At 37.5% G+C, this 22,793-nt stretch carries 20 protein-coding genes; 3 read left to right on the forward strand and 17 right to left on the reverse strand.

Features of this window, described 5'->3' with window-relative positions:
- Positions 1–4: 4 nt before the first annotated feature.
- Both typA and IPM56_09160 read right to left on the reverse strand, forming a co-directional pair.
- Positions 5–1,849, reverse strand: coding sequence for a translational GTPase TypA (typA, locus tag IPM56_09155; GenBank protein QQS38081.1), 1,845 nt, complete (start codon positions 1,847–1,849; stop codon positions 5–7).
- 67 nt (positions 1,850–1,916) lie between these two features.
- A complete protein-coding gene (locus IPM56_09160; GenBank protein QQS38082.1) occupies positions 1,917–2,207 on the reverse strand; it encodes an ATP-dependent Clp protease adaptor ClpS in 291 nt (96 codons plus the stop codon).
- Positions 2,208–2,381: 174 nt separating this feature from the next.
- On the opposite strand from IPM56_09160, the gene IPM56_09165 reads away from it, so the two are divergent.
- The 3 genes from IPM56_09165 to IPM56_09175 are packed head-to-tail and all read left to right on the forward strand — an operon-like array spanning position 2,382 to position 4,720.
- A complete protein-coding gene (locus IPM56_09165) occupies positions 2,382–3,134 on the forward strand; it encodes an electron transfer flavoprotein subunit beta/FixA family protein (GenBank protein ID QQS38083.1) in 753 nt (250 codons plus the stop codon).
- Between the two features lie 14 nt (positions 3,135–3,148).
- Positions 3,149–4,114 (forward strand): electron transfer flavoprotein subunit alpha/FixB family protein, encoded by a 966-nt coding sequence (locus IPM56_09170; GenBank protein QQS38084.1) that lies wholly within the window; start codon positions 3,149–3,151, stop codon positions 4,112–4,114.
- A 12-nt stretch (positions 4,115–4,126) separates the two neighbouring features.
- Entirely contained in the window at positions 4,127–4,720 is a 594-nt protein-coding gene (locus IPM56_09175) for a bifunctional nuclease family protein (GenBank protein ID QQS38085.1), read from the forward strand.
- Positions 4,721–4,725: 5 nt separating this feature from the next.
- Here IPM56_09175 and IPM56_09180 read toward each other — a convergent pair whose 3' ends face one another.
- The 15 genes from IPM56_09180 to IPM56_09250 form a co-directional block, all read right to left on the reverse strand.
- A complete protein-coding gene (locus IPM56_09180; GenBank protein QQS38086.1) occupies positions 4,726–6,207 on the reverse strand; it encodes a DUF2851 family protein in 1,482 nt (493 codons plus the stop codon).
- Positions 6,208–6,225: 18 nt separating this feature from the next.
- Complete coding sequence (locus IPM56_09185; GenBank protein QQS38087.1) at positions 6,226–6,390, reverse strand: hypothetical protein; 165 nt, start codon at positions 6,388–6,390, stop codon at positions 6,226–6,228.
- Positions 6,391–6,463: 73 nt separating this feature from the next.
- The gene (gene pyrF / locus IPM56_09190; GenBank protein ID QQS38088.1) at positions 6,464–7,276 is read right to left on the reverse strand and encodes an orotidine-5'-phosphate decarboxylase; all 813 of its coding nucleotides are present in this window, start codon (positions 7,274–7,276) and stop codon (positions 6,464–6,466) included.
- A 224-nt stretch (positions 7,277–7,500) separates the two neighbouring features.
- Positions 7,501–8,730: a rod shape-determining protein RodA gene (gene rodA, locus IPM56_09195; GenBank protein ID QQS38089.1), complete on the reverse strand. Its 1,230-nt coding sequence runs from the start codon at positions 8,728–8,730 to the stop codon at positions 7,501–7,503.
- Positions 8,720–10,450 (reverse strand): penicillin-binding protein 2, encoded by a 1,731-nt coding sequence (gene mrdA, locus IPM56_09200; GenBank protein ID QQS38270.1) that lies wholly within the window; start codon positions 10,448–10,450, stop codon positions 8,720–8,722. The genes rodA and mrdA overlap by 11 nt, the downstream gene beginning before the upstream one ends.
- Before the next feature lie 68 nt (positions 10,451–10,518).
- The gene (gene mreD / locus IPM56_09205; protein QQS38090.1) at positions 10,519–11,007 is read right to left on the reverse strand and encodes a rod shape-determining protein MreD; all 489 of its coding nucleotides are present in this window, start codon (positions 11,005–11,007) and stop codon (positions 10,519–10,521) included.
- Positions 11,008–11,844 carry a rod shape-determining protein MreC gene (mreC, locus tag IPM56_09210; protein QQS38091.1) on the reverse strand — a complete coding sequence of 279 codons (837 nt, stop codon included), beginning with the start codon at positions 11,842–11,844 and terminating at the stop codon, positions 11,008–11,010.
- The gene (locus tag IPM56_09215; protein QQS38092.1) at positions 11,844–12,869 is read right to left on the reverse strand and encodes a rod shape-determining protein; all 1,026 of its coding nucleotides are present in this window, start codon (positions 12,867–12,869) and stop codon (positions 11,844–11,846) included. Before IPM56_09215 ends, mreC begins: the two co-directional genes overlap by 1 nt.
- An 8-nt stretch (positions 12,870–12,877) precedes the next feature.
- Positions 12,878–14,395 (reverse strand): bifunctional phosphoribosylaminoimidazolecarboxamide formyltransferase/IMP cyclohydrolase, encoded by a 1,518-nt coding sequence (purH, locus tag IPM56_09220; protein ID QQS38093.1) that lies wholly within the window; start codon positions 14,393–14,395, stop codon positions 12,878–12,880.
- A 26-nt stretch (positions 14,396–14,421) separates the two neighbouring features.
- Positions 14,422–15,024 (reverse strand): phosphoribosylglycinamide formyltransferase, encoded by a 603-nt coding sequence (locus IPM56_09225; GenBank protein QQS38094.1) that lies wholly within the window; start codon positions 15,022–15,024, stop codon positions 14,422–14,424.
- 68 nt (positions 15,025–15,092) lie between these two features.
- Positions 15,093–16,604 (reverse strand): DUF3808 domain-containing protein, encoded by a 1,512-nt coding sequence (locus tag IPM56_09230; protein ID QQS38095.1) that lies wholly within the window; start codon positions 16,602–16,604, stop codon positions 15,093–15,095.
- A gap of 68 nt (positions 16,605–16,672) precedes the next feature.
- Positions 16,673–18,301: a CTP synthase gene (locus tag IPM56_09235; protein ID QQS38096.1), complete on the reverse strand. Its 1,629-nt coding sequence runs from the start codon at positions 18,299–18,301 to the stop codon at positions 16,673–16,675.
- A 239-nt stretch (positions 18,302–18,540) separates the two neighbouring features.
- On the reverse strand, positions 18,541–18,771 hold the full coding sequence (locus IPM56_09240; GenBank protein ID QQS38097.1) for a hypothetical protein: 231 nt from the start codon (positions 18,769–18,771) through the stop codon (positions 18,541–18,543).
- 20 nt (positions 18,772–18,791) lie between these two features.
- Positions 18,792–20,069 carry a citrate (Si)-synthase gene (locus tag IPM56_09245; protein ID QQS38098.1) on the reverse strand — a complete coding sequence of 426 codons (1,278 nt, stop codon included), beginning with the start codon at positions 20,067–20,069 and terminating at the stop codon, positions 18,792–18,794.
- Between the two features lie 173 nt (positions 20,070–20,242).
- Complete coding sequence (locus IPM56_09250; GenBank protein QQS38099.1) at positions 20,243–22,702, reverse strand: PP2C family protein-serine/threonine phosphatase; 2,460 nt, start codon at positions 22,700–22,702, stop codon at positions 20,243–20,245.
- Positions 22,703–22,793 lie beyond the last annotated feature (91 nt).

The following is a 22,793-nucleotide window of genomic DNA, read 5'->3' on the forward strand; positions in this document are numbered from 1 at the left end:
TACGTCAACTCGGGAGTGCCGCTTCTTTTTGTTTTGCAGCAAGTCGCGCATTCTTCTTGTCCATCTCGGTAAGGTACTTTTTCCTGATCCTTATATTCTCCGGGGTTACTTCAACATATTCATCATCGGTTATCCATTCAATTGCCTGTTCCAGTGGTAATATCGTTGGTGGTTCAAGTCTTATGGCTTCATCAGCACCGGACGCACGCATATTTGTTAGCTGTTTTGTTTTAGTTACGTTAACCAGCATATCATTTGCCCTGGAATTTTCACCAACAACCATTCCCTCATATACTTTAGTCTGCGGTTCAATAAAAAAGATTGACCGCTCCTGCAATTTGAACATCGCGTAAGCAGAAGCAATTCCACTCTCCATTGCGACAAGCGCACCTCTCTGACGACTGACTATTTCACCTTTAAATGGTTCAAAGCAATGAAAGTTATGATGAAGAATTCCGGTACCTTTTGTATCAGTCATAAATTCATTCCTGTAGCCGATCAATCCGCGTGAAGGAATCATAAATTCAATACGGGTATTGTCATTAAAGGTGATCATATTTTTCATTTCACCTTTTCGTTTGCCAAGTTTTTCAATTACAATTCCGACAAACTCCTCAGGTACATCTATTATAACATGTTCTACCGGTTCAGAAAGAACATCGTGAATTCTTTTCATTATCACCTGCGGCTTACTCAGTTGAAGTTCATAGCCTTCACGCCGCATATTTTCAATCAGTATTGCTAAATGCAGTTCACCTCTTCCACTGACTTTAAAAACGTCGGGACTTTCTGTCATTTCAACTGTAAGACTTACGTTTGATTTTAATTCTCTCGAAAGCCTCTCACTTATATTCCTTGTAGTTACATATTTACCTTCCTGCCCTGCAAACGGTGAATTGTTAACCATGAAGTTCATAGTTATTGTCGGTTCATCAATGGTAACAAAAGGCAGTCCTTCAGGCTTTCTGGGGCTGGCAACTGTATCACCGATATCAACATCCTCCAGTCCGGCTATTGCTCCAATGTCACCGGCTGTGAGTGATTCTGCTTCAATACGTTTAATATTTTCGAAGGTATAAATTTTTGTAACCTTAGCATTTATCTTTTCACCTTCTCTCGTGATAAGTACAATATTCTCTCCGAGGTTGATCTTGCCTGAATGAATTCTTCCGATTCCTATCCTGCCGAGGTAATCATTGTAGTCAATTGCTGAAATCAACATTTGAAATTCCTCTTCAAGATTTGCCTCCGGAGCCGGTACATTTTTAATAATGGTTTCAAAAAGCGGAGTTAGATTTACGCCGTTATCATCGAGATTAATTTTAGCAATACCCTGTTTTGCAATTGCATAAACGAAAGGAAAATCAAGTTGTTCCTCAGTCGCGCCTAATGAAACAAAAAGATCAAAAACTTCATCAAGAACTTCATTAGGGCGTGCATCTTTTCTGTCAATCTTGTTAATAACTACGATTGGTTTAAGATTTAATTCCAAAGATTTTTTTAACACAAATTTCGTTTGCGGTAACGGACCTTCGGCCGCGTCTACAAGAAGCAAAACACCATCAACCATTCTTAGTGTTCTTTCAACTTCGCCGCCAAAATCCGCATGACCGGGAGTATCAATAATATTAATTTTAACATCGTTATAACTTATGCTGAGATTTTTTGCCAGGATAGTTATACCTCTCTCCTTTTCAAGTGCGTTTGAATCCATAATTCTTTTTTCAACCTGCTGGTTTGCTCTGAACGCGCCAGTCTGGTTAAGCATATGATCAACAAGAGTTGTTTTACCGTGGTCAACGTGTGCTATGATCGCAATATTCCTTATATCTTCTCTAACTTTTTTCACAAAGTCCTTTCAAATTTTTATTGGTGAATTACTTGCTTTAAAGGAAAGTCCCTGACCCCAAGGGGGTTCAGGTAATTATCTGAGTATTCAGTGCTATTTCCTCAAGAACTGTAGAAACTCTGAGGCAGTCTTTAAGCGAGCCGTTAAAAACAATCGATTTGCCTTTAACGTGCACTTCAAATGCATGACTTCTTGCAGTTTCAAATGTACAGCTTATTGCTTTAATTAGCTGAATAATTACTTCATCAAAAGTATGCCAGTCATCATTGTATAATACTACACGGCTTAATACATCAATCGTAGTTTCTTCATCAACGAGAATATCAATTTCAGGTTTTTCATCAATTCTTTTTTGCATAGTGCAAAAATAAACAATTGAGGCTGAACTTAAAAGACACAAACGTGTTCTCAATAAAGAAACCTGATGCTGATGAAATTCTTTATTGTCAAATCCAAATCGGCTTAGTTTGTTTTTATAGCAGTGTATGTTTATATTTTTTTATCAAAAATCAGAGTATTAAACGGAGGCTGAATGAAAATAGCAGTATGTGTGAGCCATGTACCCGACACTGCTACTAAGATAAAAATTGGTTCTGCCGAGAAAATAATCGACCCGGCAGGAGTTACTTATATAATTAATCCCTACGATGAGTTTGCGGTTGAAGAAGCATTAAAACTGAAAGAAAAGTTTGGCGGAGATTCCGAAGTCACTGCTGTCAGTGTTGGAAATGATGCTAATAAAGAAACAATTCGTAAAGCTCTGGCGATGGGAGTTGATAAAGGTATACTTCTTAAAACAGATGTGGAAACTGATTCATATTTCGTGGCAAGTGCATTATCCGGTGAATTAAAATCCGGTGGCTATGATTTAATTTTATTCGGCAAACAGTCTGTTGATTTTGATAATTCAATCACCGGTCAGCTTACTGCAGAAATGCTTGGTTATAATTGTATATCGGTTGTCGTTCTATTAAATATTGATGGAAATAAAATTACTGCAGAAAGAGAAATAGAAGGCGGCAGAGAAGTAATCTCCACTGAATTACCGGCTGTGATTACAGCACAGAAAGGGTTGAATGAACCGCGTTATGCTTCTTTGAAAGGTATAATGGCGGCAAAAAAGAAAGTCATAGAGGAAAAAGTTCTCACAGACATTCAAAACAAAACTGAAATACTGAAACTAAGATTGCCTTCACCTAAAAATCCGGGAAGAATAATAGGAACTGATAAATCAGCTGTTCCGGAATTAGTAAGATTGTTAAGGGAAGAAGCAAAAGTCATTTAAAGGAAATTAAAATAATGCCGAAAAAAATCCTGATCTTTATTGAACAAAGAGAGAACAAGCTTAAAAAAACTTCGTATGAAACTGCAACAGTTGCTCATTCAATTGCTTCAGCTTTAGGTTATGAAACAGAAGCTGTTGTGATAGGCGGAGAGATTGAAAATATCAATACAATTCAATCCTATGGTCTGAACAAAATAGTTCATTTCAAGAATTCAGATCTTATTAATTACTCATCAAGTGCGTATAAAAACATTGTATCAGGTTATGCGAAAGAAACCGGTGCTGAGTATGTCATATTTCCTAATAGCTCACTCGGTAAAGATCTTGCTCCATTAGTAAGTGTAAATCTAAATGCGGGCATAATCATGGATATAATTGACTTCACAATAAATGATAACACCATTACTTTAACTCGACCAGTTTACGCCGGCAAAGCATTGATGGATGTCAAATTCAACAGCGATGTAAAAGTCTTTACTCTGCGGCCAAACGTTTTCAAGCCGGTTAGTTCAGATTCATCAACAGAAATTGAAATTAGAAATGTTGACAATCCGAACCTTACCAACAGAGTAACAGAATCAAAAAAATCTGAAGGCAAACTTGATGTTGCGGAAGCTGACATTATTGTTTCCGGCGGCAGAGGAATGAAAGGTCCCGAAAATTTTCATTTGATTGAAGAACTCGCTGATGCATTAGGAGCTGCAGTGGGAGCTTCAAGAGCAGTTGTTGATGCAGGCTGGCGTCCTCATCGCGAACAGGTCGGTCAGACAGGAAAAACTGTATCACCATCACTTTATGTTGCCTGCGGAATTTCAGGTGCGATTCAGCACCTTGCCGGTATGTCATCAGCAAAATATATTGTAGCAATTAACAAGGATAAAGATTCACCGATTTTTAATATTGCCGACTATGGAATTGCCGGAGATATTTTTGAAATACTTCCTGCATTTACTGAAGAAGTAAGAAAGCTGAAAGCATAAAAAGGAAAACTATTGCATAAGATCCAGTGTGAAATATTAGGGTTGTCAACAAGTCCATCAACAGGCGGTGCATACGCTATTCTGCTTAAGGAGAGTGACGGCTCAAGAAGACTGCCCATTATTATCGGCGCGTTTGAAGCTCAGGCAATAGCCCTTGAACTGGAGGGAATCCGTCCGCCGAGACCATTAACACATGACCTCATACGAAATATTATTGATAATCTTGGTGCTAACGTTTTGGAAGTTGTCGTTGACGAATTGAGAGAGAATACTTTCTTCGCCAAAATCATTCTTGATGTTTCTTCAATGACAAATGAAATTGATGCAAGACCCAGCGATGCTATTGCAATTGCTGTCCGGACTCATGCACCCATTTATGTAGCTGAATCAGTTATGGATACTGCGGCATTCATTCCTGCTGAAGACAGTGAAAAAGAATTCCTTGACAAGGAAGTAAATAATGTTGAAAAAGAACCTGTCCCTAAAACCAAGGAAGCTAAACTTGCTGCATTACAGAATAAATTGAGGGAAGCTATAAATGCCGAAGAATATGAAAGAGCGGCAAAAATTAGAGATGATATTCAAAAACTAACAAGCAACAACTGACAATTTCAGTTAAAGATCTTTTCTCCTATCCTGCACTCAAGACATTTTTCCCGCGAACAGTAACTCCTGAAAAGTTCAATCAAACCCTGGTATAAGACACTTCTTTTCCAGGCATCATTCAGATGCAGTGTAGATGATACTTCATTTACAAGATTATTTTCACTGTTCTGATAATAGTTAAGATATAACTTCATCACACGGTGAGATAATTCTTTTTTTCCGAACATATCAAAATACATGGCAATGACAGGCAAAATCACATTGATGATAATTTCATCGGCACGGGAAACCCCTACAAAATATTTAATATCATAGTCTATTTTTTTATTAAAGATATAATGCTGTTTCCAGTAGCCGTCTGCATTTACTACCATCAGGTTTCTTAGTTCGCGGGTTAGTTTATTTGGATTATTGATATTCTTAAACTGGTTTAAAATCTTTATGACCAGGTTTTCTTTGAGCAGCCTGTGAAGAAGTCTGACTCCCCCGGCTAATCTTATGGTAGGAAAGTTTTGAGGTCTTAACTTAAAGAAATGCCATTGTTCTTCAGAGAACCTCACACCATCATATTTTTCCTTCAAATTATTCCACGCCTCCTGAACTGACCTCAGGTAATCGATTGTATCATCATCTGCGTCATTAAGTTTTGCAGGAAGTAAACCCCCAGCGTGCAGAAGTAAAGATTCAACTTCAATATTAAAATCCTTTACAGGAATATTCTTAAGTATAAATTCTATTTCCACAGCTTTGGCAAGCTTGTGCATTATCTCTTTATTTTTTGAATAACCCAGTGCTTCAAATATGGATTCATAGATCAGCTGATGCCAGACTGCCTGATCACCAAAATCTTTTTGAGTAAAATTCCGGTTATAAAAATCTTCCCCAAGACTGTACCTGACTACGGGTTCTTTCAGTTTAAGTTCATTGAGATAAATTATTTCTTTCAGCCGCTGAAGCATTCTTTCCTTTTTAATTTTGAACCTTTCAATACCGAGATTAAAGAGGAAATCTATTTTATCTTTTTCAGTAACCAGGTTATTTAACTCGACGCACGGCATCTTATTAATCCTGTTCTTTCTTTCAGCCGTAATTGCATTGTGCAGGTGGCTCTTCAAATCATTTTTCAGTAAAGACTCAAACGCGACTGATTCTACTTTTCGTCCATCCTGGGTGTAAACAAAATTATGGTTTGAATCATTAAGGAGTGCCGCGTGAAGAATAACTTTATTATACCGCTTGTTCAGAAAATGCCCATGTTTTTTCCAATCGGAATGAAAGCTGTCAATTTCAACATCGCCGGTATAAGTGATGTTCCCTATCTGAATTCTTGCATTCCTGAAATCAGGTCCGCCCAGTTCGATGTTCTCTGTACCGGCATCGAGTATTTTAATCTGCTCACCGTCATGCGAAACCAGGCTGGAATGGAAATTCTGCTCTTTCCATATTTCGTGAAGAAATTTCTCAAGAACTTTTATTTTCTTTTCCACTGCTTCCCCGCTGTTAAACTATTTACTAACAAAAATAACGGGCATTGATTGTGTGATTGGAAGATGCCCGGTGTTTGTCGACTTGAAAAAAAATGCTACTGAATTCTGTGAAAGGATATTCCACTCCGGGTAATTATTTTTTTTTGCTGCCTGTCCGGAAATGATTTTTGAAATTGTACTCACATTCCTTCCTCATAAGAAATGTTAATTTATCCTGACCAAAATTAACAAATATAATCTTAAGAGTAAATTTAAATTAACTTCTCATAATCCTGTCAATCGTTCTGTTCAACTGTATTATTTCTTCAGTAACAGCACCAGCAAAATTTTCAGAACTATCTTTATAAATGAGTGACCGGCTGATATTCAATAAGTAATTCGGATATTCAGTAAACCTTAATATCTTCACGATGTCTTCGAGGCTGCCGCCTTGTGTGCCGATACCTGGAATCAACAGCGGAAGTTGTTTGAGAATACCGATATTATCCTTTAACTCTTTGGAATTTGTAGCTCCGAAAACAACACCGTAGCTATCAGTATTTCCCCATTTATGTATCCGTTGAATAACCTTTTGGAACAGCATTGTTCCGTCATAAAGTTTTTGTTTTTCAAATTCTGCTGAAGAGGGATTTGATGTTAGCGAAAGTACGAACACAAGTTTATCCGGGAATGAAGCAAATGGCGCAACAGAATCCTCTCCCATATATGGATTTACTGTACATGCATCGCACCCGAAATATTCAAATGACGACTTTGCATACATTTGTGATGTATTGCCGATGTCACCTCTTTTTGCATCGCCAATAATCAGAATGTCTTCCGGAATATGTTTTATTGTCTGATAAAGATTTTCAAATCCTTTGGCGCCATCTCTTTCATAGAAGGCAAAATTTAATTTATACGCTGCGGCGTGTTCACGGGTTGAGTCTATTATACTCTTATTAAATTCAAGTAAGGGATTATCAAGTTGTTTCAGATGTTCAGGTATTTTTTCAATATCAGAATCAAGTCCGACACAGATGAATTTTCCTTCGGCATTTTTCGATTGAAGTTTTTCTTTTGCAGTCATGATATTTTTGATTTAATAAAAGTTTATAACTCACTTAATACACATTATTAAGTGCACCGCTTATTTGTGAAAGAAACCTGATTATAAAGTTTTGTCTCCTCTGAAATGGATTAAGTTGATGACCTGTTTAGTAATTATAACTTAATTCGGTGCTAATATATCTTTTTAAAAAGCGAATTCAAACTACCGGGATAATGAAAGGTAAGTTCGGAAAGATGAAAATATCATGTATAGTTTTTTCGTGTCCGGTAAACGTTCGCAACTATACCAAGCATAAACAAATTTATTATGAGCGATGTTCCGCCGTAACTAACGAAAGGCAGCGGGATTCCTATCACCGGCATAATACCGACTGCCATACCTATATTTATTAAAAAGTGAATTGTGTACACCGACAGAATACCGACTATTACGAGACTTAAAAATTCATCTTTTGTGTAAGAAGATATTTTAAGAATTTTTAGAAATAGATACAGAAAGAGAATCAGTGTTAATGCCGCACCTATAAAACCAAACTCCTCGCCAATCACACAATAAATAAAATCCGTCCACTGTTCAGGAATAAACTGAAGCTGCGTTTGGTTACCGGATAAAAATCCTTTACCCCAGAACCCGCCGGAGCCGATAGCTACTTTTGCCTGGATCGAATTGTATCCCGAGCCGAGAGGATCAGCCATTGGATCGATGAACGATTGAATTCTTTTCTGCTGATGAGGACTTAAAAGTCGGTATACATAATCGGCAAAAAATCCAGCGCCGATATTTAATGCTAGTATTGATCCGCTGAAAAAAATATCTTTTTTAAATATCAGTAGTGTAACTGTGACGAGAAATATTGCGCCGAGAAAATAATATAATCCAAACAACGCTGATAGAGCGACAAATGCCGGAGAGAGAACAACAAATAATCCGAACAGACTTATTCCCTTCCAGAATATCATTGTAAGTATCACCCCGAAGAAAACAAATGAACTTCCCATATCAGGTTCAAGAAGTATCAACCCAACAGGAATAAACCCAATCATCAGTGCAATAAGAATATCTTTAAATGATTCGATATCCGTATTCCGCCGGCTTAAAAATGAAGCTAGCGCCAGTATAGTTGCAATCTTTGCAAACTCTGATGGTTGAAAACCAAACGGACCAAGATCCAGCCAGCTTTTTGCTCCTGAAACTTTTCTTCCGGCAACCAATACAACTGCCAGTAGAAATAATGAAAATGCATAAGTAGGTATTGAAATAACTTTGAATGAGTTTGTAGGAATAGAATAAACAATGAAAAAAATTATCAGACCGACTCCGCCAAGTACAAGCTGCTTACTAAAATTTCCGCCGGCAGTAGGATGATTTATTGTAGCACTGTAAATCGCAACCAACCCGATAGACACTAATGCAAGTGCCGAAAATAATAGTCCAAGATCAAGCCTGTCATTCAGTTTATAATCAATTCTCAATCCGGGCACCTATTATCTTAGTCTCTGGATTAATTATCTTCGTTTTATTTTTTTTGTTCAGAAAAGCCTCTATCATTTTTTTTGCGATGGGAGCCGCGTGAGTCCCGCCGAATCCGACATTCTCAACTACAATAGCAAGAGCGATCTTTGGATTTTCATAAGGCGCAAAGCCGATAAATAAAGCGTGATCCTTTCCGTGAGGATTTTGAGCCGTTCCCGTTTTACCAGCGACATGTACGTCAGGCATTTTTATATGTGTAGCTGTTCCGGCGCCATTTACAACAAGAAACATTCCTTCTTTAACGATGTCGAATACTCTCTGGTTTATTTTTGTATCCACCTCTTTAAATTTTAAAGGAACAACTTCTTTTGTGTTGTCATCGAGATAACCTTTTACCAGATGTGGAACATGACCTTTTCCATTGTTTGCTATCAGTGCGACGTAGTGCGCAAGTTGAAGCGGAGTTACACTAACTTCTCCCTGACCGATCCCCAAACTCGCCATTATACTTCTCGGCCAGTTCTCACCATAAATTTTTTCATAATATTTTGTATCGGGAATCATGCCAGCAGATTCCTCGCCAATGTCAATACCTGTTTTCGAGTTAAAGCCGAAACGTTCACTGTACTCTTTAAATTTATCTAAACCGATTTTATAAATGAGACTGTAGAAAAAAGTATTACAAGATTTTTCTATAGCGTGAATTACATTAACAGATCCGTGAGAACCATGACATTTGAAAAACCTGCCGAAAGTAAATCCTCCGCCGCAAAAATATGTTGTCGATGGTGTGATTACACCCATATCAAGAGCTGCTATTGCGGCAAGTATCTTATAAGTCGAGCCGGGCGGTTTTAAAGACATTGTTGCACGGTTGAATGAAGGTTTGTTCGGATCTTTATAAAGCTGATCCAAAAACTCTTTTGAGGTTACGTAAGAAAACTGATTGAGATCATAATCGGGAGCGCTAAGTAACGCAAGAATTTCACCTGTTGTTGGTTCAATTGCAACGACAGCACCGCGCTTACCTTTGAATTCCTCCTCAGCTACACGCTGTACATCTGCATCGATTGATAAAACAAGATCGTGACCTTTAATAGATGTTTTGTCCTCAATACCTTCCTTAAATTTTCCTATTTCCTTTCGCTTGGAATCAACAAGAATATAGTTGAAACCTTTTTCTCCCCTCAAAACTTTTTCATAAGTTTTTTCAATGCCGTTATAACCGACATAGTCGCCGGGTATGTAGTAGTCTTTCTCTTTTTCAAGTTGTGAAGAAGAAATTTCTTTTGAGTATCCGAACATATGTGAACCAACTATTCCTGAAGGATATCCTCTTTGCATTTCAACTATATAATCCACACCAGGAAGATGTTCAGAATTTTCTTCGAGCCAGGAAACTACTTTAAAATCAATTCCTCTTTTAATTCTTATGGGTATATATTTTGAATAAATCCTGTTGTTGATCAGTATCCTGCTGATATACCCGGAATCGACCTCAAGAACAGTTTCAAGTATCCTGTTTAATCTGGCATCATAGTTTGCGGGAGTTATACGGAGTGTATACGCAGGTACATTACTGACAATCACTTCAAGGTTTCTGTCATAGAAAACTCCGCGCAACGGAGTTTGTTCGATGGCTTTGATACTATTGTCAGCGGATTTAGTATCATATTCCTGTTGCTGAAGAATTTGCATCTGGAATAATCTGAATAACATGACCAGAAAAATTCCAACCAGGATAAAATAAATTATCGTTCTCCTTTCAGATGAACCTACACCTGTACTCAACCAAATCTCCTTTTGGGGGCAAAGATCATAACTAATAAACTTACGACGGCTGTAAACAACCCGGGAAGCATTCCCTGTTCAAAGAAAAGCAGTAAAACATTTCTGTTAAAATCTGTGTCAGAAAAAAATGCATAAACTATTGAATCAATTATTGAGCATAATAATACAATAAGTATAAACGGATAGGAATGCAGATATATTTCTCTCTTATTCTCATTCGAAAAATATCCTGCGATAAAACCTACAAAAGTTTTTGACAGCATTGCGCTTCCTAACAAACTTCCTGTAATCAAATCGAAAAAAAGTCCGAATACAAATCCCGCAACAGCACCGTAAATCTGACCATTACGAATCGAGTAATAAACGAGAACAATAAGAATGAGATCAGGTACCACACCTGATAATGAAATAAGGGGAACGATAGTAGTTTGAATTACGAGTACAGGGAAAAAAATCAGCAGTGATATAAAATAATCTGAACGCATTTATTTTTCCGTATTAAAAAAATTCAGTTCAAGATCATTTTTCTGTTTGCTTTGTACAATACCAAGTACAAATACGTTTTCAACTTTAACAAAGTCGACAAACGGTTTTATTTTTACCTCGTTAAAGATTCCAGTTTCAACTTTACTCAAACCCGTTACAAATCCAACCGGCAGAGGAACAGGGACAATTGAACTGATCTCGGAAGTAATTATTCTGTCACCCGTTTCGATATCATACGTTTTAGGAACATCGATAATCACAAGGTCCTCACCGTTCCATTTCATCACTCCGTCAACACGGCTTCGTTCATCTTTAACCGTTATCTTTAAATCAATATTTTTTAGAGTTCGGGCAATCGCAAAATCTTCAGAGGTAGAATAAATTATTCCCACAAGTCCCTGATCATTGATCACCGGCATTCCTGGCTTTACACCCGCAGACGAACCTGCATTTATTGTGACAGTACTCTGCGCTTTATTAAGTGATTTTGAAACTATCGTGGCAGGTATCAGCGGATAATCTGAAGTATCTTTTAATCCAACCAATCCTTTTAGTTCAGCATTTTGAATTCCATAATTTCGAAGTCTGTTTACCTGCAGCATTAATTCTGCGTTCACTTTCAGAAGACGATCATTTTCACTTTGAAGTTTAGCAGGATTAATAAGATTTGAAACTACGGAAGTCACCGAAGCAAATGTACCGAAAGCAATTGCTCTTACTTTTTTTATTTCAGGTTTTTGATTAAGGGACAGAGTAATGAGGCTGGTAATTAAAAGCAGTACAAGTATGATATATTCTTTAAAGTTTCTCCAAACAACAAGTATAAATCTTATCATTAATATCTTCTGTTACGTATTAAAACCTTTGAATAATGATTGAGGTTATCTATTACTTTACCCGCACCGCGCACAACCGCAGTTAAAGGATCTTCTGCAACATGAACGGGCAGATTTGTTTCCATTCTTATTCTTTCGTCAAGACCTTTTAACAGCGCACCGCCGCCGGTTATCATAACTCCGCGATCAAGAATATCAGCAGAAAGTTCGGGAGGTGTGCGTTCAAGTGATTGACGAACTGCATCAACTATCTGTACAACAGATTCATTAAGCGCCTCACGAATTTCAACAGAACTTACTTCTGTTGTTTTAGGAATACCGCCGACTAAATCACGACCTTTAACCTGGATTGTTATTTCCTCCTTCAACGGAATTGCAGAACCGACTTCACACTTGATTGCCTCTGCGGTTCTTTCACCAATTAAAATGTTGTGGTTCTTTTTGAAGTACTGCATAATAGCATAATTCATTTCATCACCGGCAATACGGATTGATTCTTCATTCACAATTCCGGAAAGCGCGATCACAGCAATTTCAGTCGTACCGCCGCCGATATCTATTATCATATTACCAATTGCCGCTTCAACATCAATCCCGATACCGATTGCAGCAGCCATAGGTTCCGCAATAAGATGAACTTCTTTTGCGCCGGCATGTTCTGCACTGTCACGTACTGCTCTTTTTTCAACTTCTGTAACACCGCTTGGCACAGCTACAACAACTCTTCTGCTTGAGAAGGCACCGCCTCTTACTCTTTTTATAAACGCGCGAATCATTCCTTCAGCAATTTCAAAATCCGCAATCACACCGTCACGCATTGGTCGGGTAACCCTTATCTCTTTATGTTCCCTTCCCTGCATCTCCTTAGCTTTATTACCGAGTGCTATAATTCGTTTTGTGTTTTTATCAAATGCCACTATCGAAGGTTCATTCAGAACAATGCCCTTGCTCTTCACATAGATGAGTGTGTTTGCCGTTCCAAGGTCAATTGCAATATCGGCAGAAAAGAAATCAAAAAGTCCCATAAAACCTCTTAGTGTTTAAAGTGTCTAACACCTGTAAAAACCATTGATATATTATTTTTATTTGCAGCTTCAATTACTTCATTGTCACGTACTGAACCACCCGGCTGAATTACCGAAGTAGCACCGCACCTGATGATTTCCAAAAGTCCATCTGCAAACGGAAAGAAAGCATCAGATGCGGCAACTGATCCTTTTAAATCAAGTCCGTGTTCTTCTGCTTTCATAAATGCAATTTTAGCTGAATCGATTCTGGACATTTGTCCGGCACCAACTCCCAGTGTAGTTTTATCTTTAACAAAAACTATAGCATTAGATTTTGTATGCTTGGCAACCTTCCATGCAAAAACAAGATCGTCAAGTTCTTTTTCAGTCGGTTGTTTATCAGTTGAAATTTTTAAAGATGATAAATCGATTTTGATTTTATCGGCATCCTGTGCAATTACTCCGCCGGGAATATTCCTGAAAGAAATTTCTTTATCATCAAGTTGTCTTAATTGCTTTAATAATCTTCTGTCTTTTTTCTTTTTCAGAACAGTTAATGCTTCATCGGTGAATGAAGGAGCGCACACAATTTCAAGAAAAATTTCGTTGAGTTTCTCGGCAAGTTTAACATCCACTTCATCCTGAAAAACTACAATGCCGCCGAACGCAGAAACCGGATCACATTTGAGTGCCTTAGAATAAGCGTCAAACGGATCACTGCCGATTGCAGCTCCTGCAGGATTATTATGTTTAATTATTGCGCAGGAATTTTTGCCAAGATCTTCAACAAGTTCAACAGCGCTTACAAGATCAAGAATATTGTTATATGATATTTCTTTACCATGAAAAACTTCAAAATATTTTTCAAACTCACCGTAAACAAATGCTGTTTGATGCGGGTTTTCACCATACCTTAATTTTCTTTCAACTAGTTTGTTTACTCTTAAATGTGTTGGCTGAATTTCAAATCGTTTTTCAAGATAATTGGCAATATGAGTATCATAAAATGAAGTGTAGGAAAATGCGGCGACCGCCAGTTTTTGCCTTGTTTCCAAACTCACGCTTCCGCTTTTCAATTCATTTAAAAACTCTTCATACTGTGAAGGATCAGTAAGTACGCAAACATCTTTATAATTTTTTGCGGACGCACGGATCAGGCTTGGTCCGCCGATGTCAATATTCTCAATAATTTCATCTAAAGTTGAATCAGTGTTCTGAATAGTTTTTACGAACGGGTACAGGTTCACTATGACAATATCAACGGAAGGGATTTCAAGTTTTTCAACATCTGTCCTGTCTGAAGTGTTATCTCTTCTATAAAGTATTCCGCCAAAAATTTTTGGATGAAGGGTTTTAACCCTGCCGTCAAACACTTCAGGAAATCCTGTAACAGAACTAACCTCAGTAACATTTATTCCTGATGAAGCAATAAGTTTGGCAGTGTTGCCTGTTGCGGCTATATCATAATTAAGTCTGGTAAGTTCCCTGGCGAGATTTTCAATTCCGGTTTTATCCGATACACTTATAAGAGCAATTTTTTTCAATTCAATATCCAGTTTAAGAAATTATACTAACGAACAATTACCCGGCTGCCTGTAATATCAACTTTACCGAGCGCGAATTTTTCAATTACCTTTGGAAGCAGTTTATGTTCAATCTCCAATACTTTGTCTGCAATCTCTTCCGGTGATTCAGCCATACTTATATCAACACAACTTTGAGCAATGATCATTCCATTATCGAACTTCTCATCAACGAAATGAACAGTAGCGCCTGATACTTTAACCGATGATTCAAATACTGCTTTATGAACATTTATTCCATACATTCCTTCGCCACCAAAGGATGGGAGAAGCGCCGGATGAATATTGATGATCTTGTTTCTGAAATCATTGATAAATTCAACCGGTAATAGTTTCAGGAAACCTGCAAGAACTATCAGATCGGTTTTCATATCCATTAACCTTGCAGCGAGTTTAGTGAAACTGATTTTTTTTTCAGAATCACCCACACTGAAAACCGGGATAGAATATTTACCTGCAATTTCAAAAGCCGCGCAATCAAGTTTATTACTGATAACCGCTTTTACTTCAACTATATTTTGTAAATCCTGGGAATTTAAAATAGCCTGAAGATTAGAACCACGACCTGAAACAAACACAGCAATATTCAAAACAAATCTACCTTAAAGGTGATTCAAATTAGTTAAATAGCAAAATATTGTCAATTAAACGTATCTTTTTATAAATTTTTACTTTCACGCCTGAGAACGTAAACCAGGTTCTTTAACACACTCTGATAATCAAAATCATTATTATCTTCGGCAAGTCCAAGATGATCATCACGTTTAACCGGCTGATTCATGTGATGATAAGCCCGCGCTGCATTGTAATGTGAAAATGGATTCAGCCATCTTTCTTCAGAATGATTTGAACTGATTGAACTTTCGGCGTACAAAGCAGATTCAGAATATTTACCTGCAAGATATGCAGCTTCGCTCATATAGAAATAAATCTCGGATTTAAGTTTTTCAGTCTTTACTGATTTTAATAATTGTGAAAGTGAATCAAGCGCTGCTTTATGTTTGTTGTTATCGATCATATTTGCAAACCTGATCAGGGAAGATTCTGATTCCGCAATAGTTCTCTTCTGATAAACACTTCCTTTTCTTTTTGCATAAACATCATCTTCAAGATCCATATTTCCGTTTCCGCAGTTGGAAAAATTTTCAACGGCTTTTTCTCTCTCATTTGAAAATTCATAACATACCCCGAGTCTGAATGAAGCTATTGCCGTATAGTCTTTATCCGGAGTCAATTTTAAAAAATTTTCATAGTAACTGATTGCTTTATCAAACTGATTCTTTTTATAACTGACATCGCCCAATAGAAAATTAGAAAAGGCTATTACTTTCCTGAATTTATTTTCATTTGATTTTACAATCGGGATTAAAATTTTTTCCGCCGCATCCAGCTTCCTGTTTTTAATATCAATAACAGCAAGCGAATAATTGAAAACTAAATTTTCAGGATACCGTTTTGACAATTTCGTTAAGTTGACAGAAGCTTCTTCAAAATCAAAAACAACACCGGATAATATCTGTGACAAATAATATTGTGCTTCAACTTTCGAAAATTCTCCATGCTCAGCAGCTTTGCGTATGTTATCTAATCCTTCCTCAATACTTCCTTTTATTCCGGCAAGGTCCAAAGCCCAGCTAAATGCTGAGGGAACCTGCGATACAGAGAAACTATATAAACCAAGTCCAAGGTATGCGTCAGCATTTTCAGGATCTTTGCTTAGTACTTCTCTAAGGTACGATTCAGATTTTTTACTCGCCCAGATCGCATCCAGGTAATTCTCCGCGCGCGCAAATGCAATTGCTCTGTAGTTATAGTTAGCACCGAGAATGTAAATCAGATTTATGTCTTCCGGATTTTCGTCAAGTAATTCTTTTCCTTTTTCAATTGCCAGGTCAGAGTAATCAGTAAAACTATCCAGATCAGTTTCGTCATTACTACTGAGGAAATACCATAAAAATATTCCCGAATAGTAGTGGTATGGTTCGGGTCTTTCAGGATACTTTGAAATTAATCCTTTAAAAACTTTTTCTGCATCATCCCAATTAAACTGGTAAGCAAGCTCTAATCCCCTTTTAACAGTGCTGTTAATATCCCGTTGTGCCGCTGTTTCATTATTTGTAAATGCGATAAGTAAAACAAGAATGAGAAGTGTTAGTGAATGTAATTTCATATACCTGGATAAAAATTGAAATTTCCTGGAAACAACCGAGCTAAAAGACAAATGAAAAATATTTGTCATCAACTATTTTTCTCTTCGGCAGAATACTTTAGTGAAGCTTTTACAAATTCTCTGAATAGCGGATGAGCTTTTGTCGCTCTGGACTTTAATTCAGGGTGGAACTGGCAGCCGAGAAACCATGGATGTTCCGGCAGTTCAACAATTTCAATAAGCTGCCTGTCGGGTGAAAGTCCGCTGAACATCATTCCATGATCCATAAGTGTTGCACGGTATTTATTGTTTACTTCGTAACGATGCCTGTGCCGCTCGGAAATAAGTCCGACTTTATAAGCTTTCATTGCGTGTGTATTCTCAACAACGATACAGGGATAAGCACCAAGCCGCATGGTTGCGCCCATGTTCTTGATATTTTTCTGGTCGGGCATTAGATCAATTACACTGTATTTATTGGTTTTGAACTCGTGACTGTTTGCCTGCGATATTTTACAAACGTTACGGGCAAACTCAATCACGGCTAACTGAAGTCCGAGACAAATACCGAAGAAAGGAATTTTATTTTCTCTCGCATAGCGGATTGCTTTTATCTTTCCTTCAATACCACGTTCACCGAATCCGCCGGGCACAAGTATGCCGCTTACGCCTTTCAACAGTGTTTCAATATCTTCATTCTCAAGCCGTTCAGCATTTATGGGTCTGATCACGACTTTTGCATTATTCTCCGCGCCTGCGTGAACAAATGATTCCATAATACTTTTATAGGCATCCATGTGTTCAATGTATTTTCCGCAGACTGCAATCTCAACAGATGTCTCGGGTTTTTTTATTCCTTCAACAAGATTTTCCCAATCGTCAAGTTTTATTTTTTTGTCAGAAAGATGGAGTTTTTTCATAACGAATTGATCAAGCTTTTCTTTATAAAGCATCAAAGGAACTTCATAAATTGAAGAACAGTCGTAAGCAGAAATAACCGCGCTTGTATCAACATTACAAAACAATCCTATCTTATCACGAATATCTTTAGACAATTTCTTTTCTGATCTGCAAATAAGAACATCCGGTTGAATACCGAGTTCCAATAAATTTTTTACACTGTGCTGGGTAGGTTTTGTTTTCACTTCACCCGCAGAACTTATGTAAGGCACAAGTGTGACATGAATATTCATCGTATTCACTCTTCCAAGCTGAAGCATTAATTGTCTCATTGCTTCAAGGAAAGGAAGACTTTCAATATCACCAACAGTTCCGCCTATTTCAGTGATTATTATATCGTATTCACCGAGTTCACAAAGCTTGGTCATCCTTTGTTTTATTTCATCAGTGATGTGTGGAATTACCTGGACAGTTGCGCCGAGGTAATCACCTCTCCGCTCTTTTGTAATTACTTCATTATAAACCTGACCTGTGGTTGTGTTGTTAGCACGGGTCATGTTCACATCAAGGAAACGTTCATAATGACCGAGGTCAAGATCGGTTTCCGCGCCGTCATCGGTTACGTAAACCTCACCATGCTGGAACGGACTCATTGTTCCGGGATCAACATTTATGTAAGGATCAAATTTTTGGATGGTAACTTTGAAACCGCGCTGTTTTAAGAGGAGACCTAATGAAGAGGCTGTTATTCCCTTGCCAAGTGATGAAACAACTCCGCCGGTAACGAATATGAGTTTAACTTTTTTTCTTGAGGACATCTTGTTTTTTTTGCCTTCAAATATAGAATAAGTCAAGGCGATTTACAATTTAATTGAAGGAAAAAGTGAGAGGAAATGAAAAAAAATTATAGCAACGAGTGGAAATTGTTTTCATAATGAAGGTGGGACTACTGTACTTGAAAATTTATTTTATGCTTTTACTTAAAATGATATTAAAGAATCCAACCAGGTTTAGACTGGAACTGAATGAATCCAAGGATAGAATTCAATCAGTTTATCTATTCGAGTGGGCTAAGATCGCTTTCTTTAATAATTAAATCACTCCCATCAGTTCCAAGTTCCACCAGATATTCAGGTTCAGGGGAAAGTTGAACTAGTGATATTACGGCTGCATACTCACCTCTATGTTCACCAGAATTTATAAGAGCTGAATCATTTAATTTATAAACTGCGCCCGGAACATTTTGGGAATCATACCACAGTAGATCGATCTCTTTTTGAGTAATCATATCATCTCAATTATCTTTGTCTATGAATTCACCAAATTCCTAACATACTCGGTAGTAACAGACTTTGGACGAATAAGCGGATTCATTAAAGCGCGGTTTACAACTGCCTGCGCTGTTAAACCAAGACTCCTTGAAACTGCAAATACCACGGTATAGTATGAATATTCTTTCAATCCATAATAACTGAGCAGTGAACCGGAAGCCGCGTCAACATTAGGCCACGGATTTTTGATCTTCGATATTTTTTTCAATTCAACCGGAACAACTTCATAAAGTCTTGCGACTGTTTTGAATATGGGGTCTTCAGGAATGTGCTTCTTCCCGAATTTCAAAAAACCTTCAAATCTTGGATCAGTAACTCTTAATACTGCATGACCATAACCGGGGATTACTTTGCCAGCATCGAGTGTTTCCCACACAAGGTCTTTTAATTGTTCGTGTGTAGGAACTCCACCGAAGCGGTTCATTATTTCTTCAATCCATTTTAATGCTTCCTGGTTTGCGAGTCCGTGCAACGGTCCTGCAAGCCCGTTAAATCCGCCTGACAGAGAATAGTAAACATCCGACAATGCTGAATTAATTGTCTGCGTTGTAAGCGCGCTTACATTGCCGCCTTCGTGATCGCTGTGTGCAACAAGATAATAACGCATCAGATCATAAAACTCATTTCCCTTTTTATCCAATCCAAGCATATGAACATAATCACCTGTAAGATCGAGTGATGGATCGGCTTTTATCAATTCACCTTTGTTAAAACGGATGCGGTAAACAGCAGCGGCAATTGCAGGAATTTTCGCTACAAGGTTAAGCGAGTCTTCAAGAGTTGGTTTCCAGTAATCTTCCTTTCGCAAACCTTTGTCGTACTCTTTTGCAAAAACGGATTCTTTCTGTAGTACAAGTATCGCCGTATCAAGCATTGTCATCGGATGAGAATCAGCAGGCATTGCTTTTAAAATATTCCACACATAATCAGGGACAGATTTTCTTTTCTTTATTTCACTGCTGAAATCTTCAAGTTCTTTTTGTCCGGGAAGTTCACCTGTCATTAATAAATAGTAAACTTCTTCAGGTGTTTTTTCTTCAAGTTCTGAAAGAGGAATTCCTCTTATTATTAAACCGACTTCTTTTGGAACACGCGAAGTATCGCATATCAAAGCACGCACATCACGCATACCTCCGTAAGCCTGGCTGATTGTTACATCTGAAAGTTTTGTTTCGCCGTTATTCTTTACCAATGAGCTGACTTCTTTTCGCCATTCATCAATTTTAACCGAAAGTTTTTCTGCAATGAGGGACATCCTGATCCTTATTTAATTGCCGTGAGTAGAATTATTGCCTGCTAAATTATATCATTTTTATTTTTGTTCCAATAAAAACAGAATCCCAGTTTAGTTTTTCAGGAACTGAATCAAATCCTATTGCGAATCATATAATCATCAAACTGAATAATTCTATTTGTGATTTACTCAGATCATCCCTCATTAACCTTTACTATCACAATAGTCATATCATCGTGCTGCGGGGCTTTGCCTATGAATGAACTTACTTCTTTGTGGATTTTCTGAATTGATTCTTCGGCGGAGAATCCGCTTAACTTATGTACTGAATCAAGTAATCTTTCTTCTGTAAACTCTTCCTGTTTTTTGTTCATCGCTTCTGTAAAACCATCAGTATAAAGAACAAAAATATCATTCGGACTGTAATTTATTTCAACTTCACTTATTGCCTTGCTGAATAATGTTCCTTTTTCAAGTCCGAGTGCTAACCCTGTCGGATTAAGTGTTTCAACATTTCCTTTTGACGAATTCCTGACAATGACAGGATTATGTCCCGCACGTGCAAGTCTGAAGTTTTTCTTTTCATTATCAAATACCCCGTAGATCATGCTGATAAAAGTTCCGCGTTCGACATTATCATAAAAAAGTTCGTTCATTAGCTTTAAAACTTCTGAAGGTGAATCCGATGTTTTTGATATAGCTTTAAGAAATCCTTTTGTAAGTGTCATATAAAATGCTGCCTGTGTCCCCTTCCCTGAAACATCCCCTATTATTACACCGAGTTTGTTTTCGGAGATGCGGACAAAATCATAATAGTCGCCGCCTACTTCCAAAGCAGGATAACATTTTGCCGCAACATCAAGTCCCTTAAAGTCAGGATTTGATTTGGGAAGAAAACTCATCTGAACATCGCGGGCAATTTCAAGTTCTCGCTGCATTCTCTGGCGTTCATTTATGTTCTTTACAAAAACAGGTGTTATCGAATCAAGATCCGATAACTTATCTTTCGTCAGGTAGCCTGTTATAGCGAGTAGGACTATTCCGGCATAGATTAATATCAGCACCAAAGCCGGCTGTGAGTACGCACCACCTTCGACATTAAGAAAAACAAATCCTCCCAAGAGCGGAAACACAGTGAATACAGTAATTGCGGCAGTAACAAGATCGAATTTATAAAACACGTACGTTAGTAAAATCCCGATGATGCTGTTTAGTATTACTCCCAGGTAAATTGGTTTAATGTCTGATTCATTTACTGCACCCCAGATTATACCGCACACTATTAATAGCACAATGTCATTTGATATTCTTCTTCTTAAACCTGAAACAGTAAAAATGAAAAATACCGGAATCATGAACATGTGCTCAAAAAAGTGATTGTTGAGCAATGTAAAAGCGGGGATCAGCGAATGAATTGCAGTCAGATCTTTTGCTTCATTCTGAATGTTAGAATAATTCATTACACTGCCGGAAATAAAAAGTAAAATGAGCCAGAAGGCTGCTAGTGCAGTACCGAATTGAATCCCTCTTAATATTGATTCCGACAATCTTGAATTTAAAAGGTGACCGTTAAAAAACAGATCAGAACCGATAAACTTTTCTTTCCAGACATCACGTCCAAGACTTTCACTTATTGCCCAGGTTAATATCGCGGCACCGCCAAGAAAAAGTCCTCCAAAAACAAGTGGTATTAAACTTTGCCAGCCTTTTGCCAGGTTAACTTCGGAATAGAGTGTGAATCCAAAACTTACGGCATACAGTAAACCAACCCATAGCGCGGCTTTAAATCCAAGTTCGGATGCTTTGATCCTCCTGTAAGCAGTAATGATTAATAGTATGGTTATGACAATAATAAAAAGTATTATAGAAATGGTGGTAAAGTAATTTGTTGAATCAGGTATTTTATCCGTTTCGTATGTGATTGAAAAACGGGATAAACGGGTTCCGGCAATTATGGCAATTAGATTTATTTTTTTATTTGTGACAGATGAAAAGGCTGTCCATTTAAATTCATAGTCATTTCGGAAAACTTTAGGAATGACTGTCTGACCCTGAAAAATAAATATCTGGTCATCCTGAAGAGTTGATTTATCCATCATCTTATAGTACGCTGAATCAGGAATTAATTTTAATGAAGGATTAATCCTGCTTATAAATAATTCAGCTTCTCTTCTTGCATCTTCAATTTCAAGTTGTTCGAGGGCTGATGAATCATCCTGTTCATTTTCAAATTCCAGCAGACTTCCATCCAATGCATATTTAATGAAAATGTCCCGTTCGCTACCCTGCTTTAATTCCTTTTGACTGTTGTTAGAAATTACGACCTCATCGCTTTCATTTAGAAGCCTTGCGTTCCAATAATAAACAGGGAAACCTGCTCTTGATAGTTCATTGGATTTTTCAACACCATATTTTTGCTGAATGAATTCCTGGAGTTCGTTGTTGCGTTTCAGTTTTACTTCTGCTATCCGGTCCTTTATTTCAATACCCTGTTCCTTTAAAAACTGAATAGCTTTTTCTTTCACCTGCAGGTTGTCAAATTGCAGTGACAAACCACCGAGAGGGCTTACATCATTATAAAGGATTTTAAAAAGTGTAAATGAAATGATGATTGTGAGTAAAACGCCGGTTATCAGAATAATTTTTTTTTGCATGACAGGTTATGTTAGTGAAAAATTTTTACCAGGCACAATGATGACGGAATTATATCGTCAAATATACTGTATCTAAACTTATTAGAAATTA

This window comes from Ignavibacteriales bacterium, assembly GCA_016700155.1.
Lineage (GTDB): Bacteria > Bacteroidota > Ignavibacteria > Ignavibacteriales > Ignavibacteriaceae.

Excerpts from the sequence above, each read along its gene's own strand:
- IPM56_09160 (QQS38082.1), bottom strand. The coding sequence starts at position 2,207 with ATGCAAAAAAGAATTGATGAAAAACCTGAAATTGATATTCTCGTTGAT.
- IPM56_09165 (QQS38083.1), top strand. The coding sequence starts at position 2,382 with ATGAAAATAGCAGTATGTGTGAGCCATGTACCCGACACTGCTACTAAG.
- IPM56_09170 (QQS38084.1), top strand. The coding sequence starts at position 3,149 with ATGCCGAAAAAAATCCTGATCTTTATTGAACAAAGAGAGAACAAGCTT.
- pyrF (QQS38088.1), bottom strand. The coding sequence starts at position 7,276 with ATGACTGCAAAAGAAAAACTTCAATCGAAAAATGCCGAAGGAAAATTC.
- mrdA (QQS38270.1), bottom strand. The coding sequence starts at position 10,450 with ATGTTATTCAGATTATTCCAGATGCAAATTCTTCAGCAACAGGAATAT.
- mreD (QQS38090.1), bottom strand. The coding sequence starts at position 11,007 with ATGCGTTCAGATTATTTTATATCACTGCTGATTTTTTTCCCTGTACTC.
- mreC (QQS38091.1), bottom strand. The coding sequence starts at position 11,844 with ATGATAAGATTTATACTTGTTGTTTGGAGAAACTTTAAAGAATATATC.
- IPM56_09215 (QQS38092.1), bottom strand. The coding sequence starts at position 12,869 with ATGGGACTTTTTGATTTCTTTTCTGCCGATATTGCAATTGACCTTGGA.
- IPM56_09230 (QQS38095.1), bottom strand. The coding sequence starts at position 16,604 with ATGAAATTACATTCACTAACACTTCTCATTCTTGTTTTACTTATCGCA.
- IPM56_09235 (QQS38096.1), bottom strand. The coding sequence starts at position 18,301 with ATGTCCTCAAGAAAAAAAGTTAAACTCATATTCGTTACCGGCGGAGTT.
- IPM56_09240 (QQS38097.1), bottom strand. The coding sequence starts at position 18,771 with ATGATTACTCAAAAAGAGATCGATCTACTGTGGTATGATTCCCAAAAT.
- IPM56_09245 (QQS38098.1), bottom strand. The coding sequence starts at position 20,069 with ATGTCCCTCATTGCAGAAAAACTTTCGGTTAAAATTGATGAATGGCGA.
- IPM56_09250 (QQS38099.1), bottom strand. The coding sequence starts at position 22,702 with ATGCAAAAAAAAATTATTCTGATAACCGGCGTTTTACTCACAATCATC.